We start from the raw sequence: 6,968 nt of genomic DNA, 5'->3' as shown, positions 1-6,968 counted from the left end.
TGCCGTGGTCGACGTGACCGATCGTGCCAATGTTGACGTGCGGCTTATTGCGCTCAAACTTGCTCTTTGCCATTAGTGGCTCTCCATTCTTGTCCCTTGAGGGGAATAATCTTCAAATCTCTGATGGGGCGTACCCCGATCACTTCTGACCGGAGTACTTTGCCTGGATTTCCTGCGCCACGTTCGACGGAACCGGCGAATAGTGATCGAACGTCATCGAGTACTGCGCGCGGCCCTGCGACATGGAGCGCAGGTTGTCGACGTACTTGAACATGTTCGCGAGCGGAACGTGTGCGCTGATCACGATGGTGATGCCACGCGATTCCTGACCCTGGATCTGACCGCGACGCGAGTTCAGATCGCCGATCACGTCACCGACGTAATCTTCAGGGGTCACGACTTCGACCTTCATCATCGGCTCGAGAAGCTGTGCACCAGCCTTCTTTGCTGCTTCACGGAAGCAGGCACGCGATGCGATTTCGAACGCCAGAACCGAGGAGTCGACATCGTGGTATGCGCCGTCGATCAGGGTCGCCTTGACGCCCAGCATCGGGAAGCCAGCGAGCGGACCGGAAGACAGAACGCTTTCGATACCCTTCTGAACGCCCGGGATGTATTCCTTCGGAACAGCACCGCCGACGATCTTGGATTCGAACTTGAATTCTTCGCCTTCAGGGTTCGGTTCGAAGATGATCTTCACGCGAGCAAACTGACCGGTACCACCGGACTGCTTCTTGTGCGTGTAGTCTTCTTCGTGCTGACGCGTGATGGTTTCGCGGTAGGCAACCTGCGGAGCACCGACGGTTGCTTCAACCTTGAACTCGCGACGCATACGGTCAACGAGGATGTCGAGGTGAAGTTCGCCCATGCCTGCGATGATCGTCTGACCGGATTCTTCATCCGTCTTGACGCGGAACGAAGGATCTTCAGCAGCCAGGCGGTTGAGCGCGAGGCCCATCTTTTCCTGGTCGCCCTTGGTCTTCGGCTCGATGGCGATCTGGATGACCGGCTCGGGGAATTCCATGCGCTCGAGGATAACCGGCTTCAGCGGATCGCAGAGCGTATCGCCAGTGGTGGTTTCCTTGAGGCCAGCCAGAGCAACGATGTCGCCGGCAAAGGCTTCTTCGATGTCTTCACGGCTGTTGGAATGCATCTGCAGCATACGGCCGACGCGCTCGCGCTTGTCCTTGACCGTGTTGATGACCGACGTGCCCTTTTCGAGCTTGCCGGAGTAGATGCGGGCGAAGGTCAGCGAACCGACGAAGGGGTCGTTCATGATCTTGAACGCGAGCATGGAAAGCGGCTCGCTGTCATCGGCATGACGCTCGATTTCGGCTTCGGTCTTGAAGTCGATGCCCTTGATCGCAGGGATGTCGAGCGGCGAAGGCAGGTAGTCGACGACGGCGTCGAGAAGCGGCTGAACGCCCTTGTTCTTAAACGCGGTACCGCAGAACATCGGGTGGAACTTCACGTCGATGGTGCCGCGGCGAACGAGCGAACGGATCTTCTCGTTGTCGGGCATGATGCCGTTCAGGTAGTCTTCCATCGCTTCTTCGTCGATCTCGACAACGGTCTCGATCAGCTTTTCGCGATATTCTTCAGCCTTGGCCTTCATGTCTTCAGGAATTTCGACGACGTCCCACTGAGCGCCGAGCGATTCGTCGCGCCAGATGAGTGCGTTCATCTCGATCAGGTCGATAACGCCCTTGAACTCGGTCTCAGCGCCGATCGGCAGCTGCATGACAACGGCGGTAGCGCCGAGACGGGTTTTGATCATTTCTACCGAGCGGTAGAAGTCAGCACCGGTCTTGTCCATCTTGTTGCAGAAGATCATACGCGGAACGTTGTACTTCTCAGCCTGACGCCAGACGGTTTCCGTCTGCGGCTCTACACCGGCGTTGGCGTCGAGAAGAGCGATGGCACCGTCGAGAACGCGCAGCGAACGCTCGACTTCAATGGTGAAGTCAACGTGGCCGGGGGTGTCGATGATGTTGAAACGGCGCATCTTGCCATCGCGACCCTTCCAGAAGGTCGTGGTCGCAGCGGACGTGATGGTGATACCACGTTCCTGCTCCTGTTCCATCCAGTCCATCGTGGCAGCGCCATCATGAACTTCGCCGATCTTGTGCGACTTACCGGTGTAATAAAGAATACGCTCGGTGGTCGTCGTCTTACCGGCGTCGATATGCGCCATGATACCGAAATTGCGGTAGTCTTCGATTTTATATTCGCGAGCCATAATGGACTGCCTTTCGATATGCGACCGTTTAAGATTACCAGCGGTAATGCGAGAATGCGCGGTTTGCGTCGGCCATCTTGTGCGTGTCTTCACGCTTCTTGACGGCGGAACCGCGGTTGTTCGCAGCGTCCATGAGTTCGCCGGAGAGGCGATCGACCATGGTCGTTTCGTTACGCTTGCGAGCAGCAGTGATCAGCCAGCGGATGGCGAGAGCCTGACGGCGCTCCGGACGAACGTCGACCGGGACCTGATACGTAGCACCGCCAACGCGACGCGAACGCACTTCAACGTGCGGAGCAACGTTGTCGAGGGCGGAGTGGAACACGCCGAGCGGCTCCTGCTTCGTCTTGCCCTGAACGACGTCGAACGCGCCGTAAACGATGCTTTCCGCGACCGACTTCTTGCCGTGAAGCATGATGGCATTCATGAACTTGGTGACGACCAGATCGCCGAACTTCGGGTCCGGGTTGATCTCACGCTTTTCTGCACTATGGCGACGGGACATATTCTTTGTCTCTCAATGTTATTGACGCTAAACCACGCGGAGAACCTCGCGCAGCGCCTGATTGTTGTTGCCGAAAATTACTTCGGACGCTTCGCACCGTACTTCGAACGGCGCTGCTTGCGGTTCTTGACGCCCTGGGTATCGAGAACACCGCGGATGATGTGGTAACGCACACCCGGCAAGTCCTTCACGCGGCCGCCGCGGATCATGACCACGGAGTGTTCCTGAAGGTTGTGACCTTCGCCGGGAATGTAGCCGATGACTTCGAAGCCGTTGGTGAGGCGGATCTTGGCAACCTTACGCAGAGCCGAGTTAGGCTTCCTCGGGGTCGTCGTGTAAACGCGGGTGCAAACACCACGCTTCTGCGGGTTTTCCTGAAGTGCAGGAACCTTGTTGCGCTTTACCTGTGCCTGGCGGGGCTTACGGATCAGCTGGTTTACGGTAGGCATATAACCATCCCTTGCAAAAACTACTTTAGCCACCCTCACGGGTGGCGGCTATGCCGTTTCCGGCGACGAAGCACGCATATATCCTCATGCGCAAAACGTGGCCCGATCCGTTTTCACGGATGGACCACCAAGAGCAGAGGACGCCGGATGAGGCGTCTTGCGTGCAACATTCGTGTCTTCTACGTGCAATGAAGCTTCATTTGAGATGATGTCCGGGAAAAACGTTTCCGAACGGCCAGCACAGATAGAGGCTCCGATGGCGGGCGTACTACTGTTTTAGCCAGCTTTCGTCAAGGGCGAATCCGCATTTTGCGCTGGCACCCGAGGCCACAAAGCCTGCGCACAGGCCCTTTGCCCTCTCCTTCTAACATAAGTCACAGCCGGCAACAGCGATTTTGACCTCCGGCCTTTGGCTTTTCACAAAATCCGTCTATTGATTCCCTCAAGCGGGCCGGAGCTGGCACCGCCGCGCGCAAGACCGATTCCGTCCGGCCCGCATACTCCACAACGACATATCAAGGAACCGCGTCATGACCAACCTCCCCGACAACGACAACGGACGCGACGAGCCGATGGTCTTCATCGTCATCGGCAAGGCCTACGAACACGACAATTCCGAAGGCATCGACATCCACGTCATTCTGCGGGCACCGGACGACGACACCGCAGTACGCGAAACGCTGAACGCGCTTTCGGAGGAAGGTTTCATCGAAGCCGACCTCGACCAGATCGGCATGCTGACTGAAGTTCCGGACGAAGAGCCGCACGCTTCCGCCTATCAGGGCGCCCTGGAGGGCGAAGTCGCCATCATCCGTTTCGCCTGAGGGACCGCCCTCACCGCGACAAATGCGCCGCCACCGATAAAACGGCACCCGCCCACACCAGGGCGGTTGTCTTCCAGGACTTGATGCCAAGGCCGAAATCTTGCGTGCCAGCCACCTTTTGCTGAGAAATACCTTGTTAATTTTCAATATATTAAGTCACTGATAGATTATATACTTTAAATATAATAGTATTATTTGTATTTCCGTTGAAATATACGAAGATCTAAGATTAAAGTGATCCCGACGCATGATTTTGGTGGCGGGTTGGATAATATATCTTCGGCAGACATTATAGATGACATTTACGAGGCAGCACTTTTTCCCGATCGCTGGGCGAACGTGATAGCCGCAATCGGCCAACGGCTCGATTTCTGGGGCGGCGCGCTCACCTGGGGCAAAGGCGAGGATGAAGCATGGCTCTATCCGCCCAATTTCCAGGAGCTCATGCAAGCCTTCATAAAGGGCGGCTGGAACCACCGCAACGATCGCCTCACACGCGCTGTCCGCGAGGGCCAATTTTCCTTCGTGCATGATTTCGATATCTTTACCCCTGACGAATGGGCGGGGCTACCAATCGTGCGCGATTTCCTGATGCCGCGTGGACTGGGATATGGGGTGGCAACGCAGGTTGCGCCGCCGGATCATCCCGAAATGACTCTCCTGTTCGAACGCAAGCTCGACAGAGGAGTCATTGGTCCGGAAACCATGGCGGCACTTGGCCGGCTGAGGCCGCATATCGCCCGCAGCCTCACCCTCGCAACAGGGCTGCAACGCCAGAAAGCAGATGCCATCACGCTCGGCCTCAACGCCATCGGTGCGCCGGCGGCGGTGCTCCAGGCAAGCGGACGCGTTCTTTCCACAAACACCCTGTTCGAGGCGACCAAAAAGTGTATTTCCACCCGCGCCCGCGACAGGATCTTGATCTTGGACGAGAGAATAAACCGGCTGCTCTACAAGGCGCTCGCCGGCGGCAGTGTCAGTTCCTTACCCCTGCCGACAAGCGGAGACGGGGTGTGCATCCTTCACGTCATACCGCTGCGCAAGGACGCGCTGGATTTATCCCCTAACGGCAGCGCCATCGTGCTGATATCGCAACCATCGGACACCGTTGCCGACGTCACGCCGCTTCTGAAGGGGTTATACGATCTCACCAAAGGCGAGGCCCGTGTCGCGCTGGAAATCCTGAAGGGTCTTTCACTTCCCTCCGTGGCAAAGCAACTTCAAATCTCGCACGAAACGGTTCGCAGCAACGCCAAGTCTATCTATGCAAAGACCGGCAGTACGGGCCAGACCGATCTCGTTCGCCGGCTTTCCGTTTTGACGCGCTACACCATCGGTGAGCAGGAAAAACCCCGAGACGGGACTAACCATGTGAAGGACCAGATCTGACCTTCGAACCCGACCAAAACAAAAAACGCCCGGATTGCTCCGGGCGTTTTTTTACTGAACTTTGGCGGGGCTTCGTAAAGCCCCCCCTGCCCTGAGCAGACCTTATTCGGCCGGAGCCGGATCCGTCATGTCCTGCAGCATCTGTGTTGCAGAGCCTGCACCCGTACCCTTGCGGCGTTCCTCGAGAATGAGGTCGTCGCGCGAGGTGGCGATGCGGCGGATCTGCGTCATGGTGCCGCCGGTACCGGCCGGGATGAGGCGGCCGACGATGACGTTTTCCTTGAGGCCCTGCAGCGTATCCGTCTTGCCGGCGATCGCAGCTTCCGTGAGAACCTTGGTGGTTTCCTGGAACGATGCGGCCGAGATGAAGGACGGCGTCTGCAGCGATGCCTTGGTGATACCGAGAAGAACCGGATCACCATAAGCGGGCTTCTTGCCTTCTTCGATCAGGCGGTCGTTGTTGTCGTCAAGCTCGATACGATCGACATTGTCGCCAACGATGTAGTGGCTGTCGCCCGCATCGGTGATCTCGACCTTCTGCAGCATCTGGCGAACGATCACCTCGATGTGCTTGTCGTTGATCACAACGCCCTGCAGTCGGTAGACTTCCTGGATTTCGTTCACGAGGTAGGAAGCCAAAGCCTCTACGCCCTTGATTGCCAGAATGTCGTGCGGTGCCGGATTGCCGTCGAGAATGTATTCGCCCTTCTCGATGTAGTCGCCTTCCTGAAGATGGAAGGGCTTGCCCTTCGGGATCAGGTATTCGACCGGCTCGACGCCGTCTTCAGCAGGCTCAATCATCACGCGACGCTTGTTCTTGTAGTCGCGACCGAGGCGGATCGTACCATCGATCTCAGCGATGACAGCATGATCCTTCGGACGACGTGCTTCGAACAGTTCGGCAACGCGCGGCAGACCACCGGTGATGTCCTTGGTCTTGGCGCTTTCCAGCGGCGAACGTGCAAGCACGTCACCCTGGAAGACCTTCGAACCAGGCTCAACCGACAGGATCGCGTCCACGGAGAGGTGGAAGCGAGCTTCGCCACCGCGGCTAAGCTTTGCGACAGCGCCGGAAGCATCCTTGATGATGATCGCGGGCTTGAGGTCCGAACCGCGCGGCGTCGAGCGCCAGTCAATGACCTGACGCTTGGTGATGCCGGTGGATTCGTCCGTGGCTTCCAGAACGGAAAGACCGTCGACGAGGTCCTCGAAGTGAACGGTACCTTCCACTTCCGTCATCATCGGACGGGTGTAGGGGTCCCACTCTGCAAGACGCTGGCCGCGTTTTACCTTGTCGCCGTCATCAACGAAGATCTTCGAACCATAAGCGACACGCTGCGAGGAACGTTCCACGCCGCGCTCATCGAGAATGGTGACCGACATGTTACGGCCCATTGCGATGAGAACGCCATCGGAGTTCCGCAGGATGTTGCGGTTCTTGATCTGGATCGTGCCTTCGTACGAAGCTTCCAGGAACGACTGGTCGACCACGTTTGCCGTACCGCCAAGGTGGAAGGTACGCATGGTGAGCTGCGTGCCCGGTTCACCGATCGACTGTGCGG

The 6,968-nt window shown here is 57.6% G+C and carries 5 protein-coding genes and 2 pseudogenes; 2 read left to right on the top strand and 5 right to left on the bottom strand.

Annotated elements, in window-relative coordinates; genetic code table 11:
- From T18_RS27355 to rpsL, 4 genes and pseudogenes are all read right to left on the bottom strand, one after another.
- Window positions 1-73, bottom strand: a pseudogene (locus tag T18_RS27355) (elongation factor Tu); the annotation flags it as partial.
- A gap of 66 nt (window positions 74-139) precedes the next feature.
- Complete coding sequence (gene fusA, locus T18_RS25790) at window positions 140-2,239, bottom strand: elongation factor G (protein WP_003519335.1); 2,100 nt, start codon at window positions 2,237-2,239, stop codon at window positions 140-142.
- A gap of 34 nt (window positions 2,240-2,273) precedes the next feature.
- Window positions 2,274-2,744, bottom strand: coding sequence for a 30S ribosomal protein S7 (rpsG, locus tag T18_RS25785; RefSeq protein ID WP_003507761.1), 471 nt, complete (start codon window positions 2,742-2,744; stop codon window positions 2,274-2,276).
- Between the two features lie 77 nt (window positions 2,745-2,821).
- Window positions 2,822-3,193: a 30S ribosomal protein S12 gene (rpsL, locus tag T18_RS25780; RefSeq protein WP_010969193.1), complete on the bottom strand. Its 372-nt coding sequence runs from the start codon at window positions 3,191-3,193 to the stop codon at window positions 2,822-2,824.
- Between the two features lie 530 nt (window positions 3,194-3,723).
- On the opposite strand from rpsL, the gene T18_RS25775 reads away from it, so the two are divergent.
- Window positions 3,724-4,017: a hypothetical protein gene (locus T18_RS25775; RefSeq protein WP_003519341.1), complete on the top strand. Its 294-nt coding sequence runs from the start codon at window positions 3,724-3,726 to the stop codon at window positions 4,015-4,017.
- A 264-nt stretch (window positions 4,018-4,281) separates the two neighbouring features.
- Complete coding sequence (locus tag T18_RS25770) at window positions 4,282-5,406, top strand: helix-turn-helix transcriptional regulator (protein WP_075807880.1); 1,125 nt, start codon at window positions 4,282-4,284, stop codon at window positions 5,404-5,406.
- Between the two features lie 102 nt (window positions 5,407-5,508).
- On the opposite strand, the pseudogene T18_RS28170 reads toward T18_RS25770, so the two are convergent.
- A pseudogene (locus T18_RS28170) lies at window positions 5,509-6,968 on the bottom strand (DNA-directed RNA polymerase subunit beta'); the annotation flags it as partial.

Origin of the sequence: Rhizobium sp. TBD182 (assembly GCF_001950375.1) — a bacterium.
GTDB classification, from domain to species: domain Bacteria; phylum Pseudomonadota; class Alphaproteobacteria; order Rhizobiales; family Rhizobiaceae; genus Agrobacterium; species Agrobacterium tumefaciens.
The sequence above is the reverse complement of the archived record's forward strand: the minus strand, read 5'-3'. Positions and strand labels throughout refer to the sequence as shown.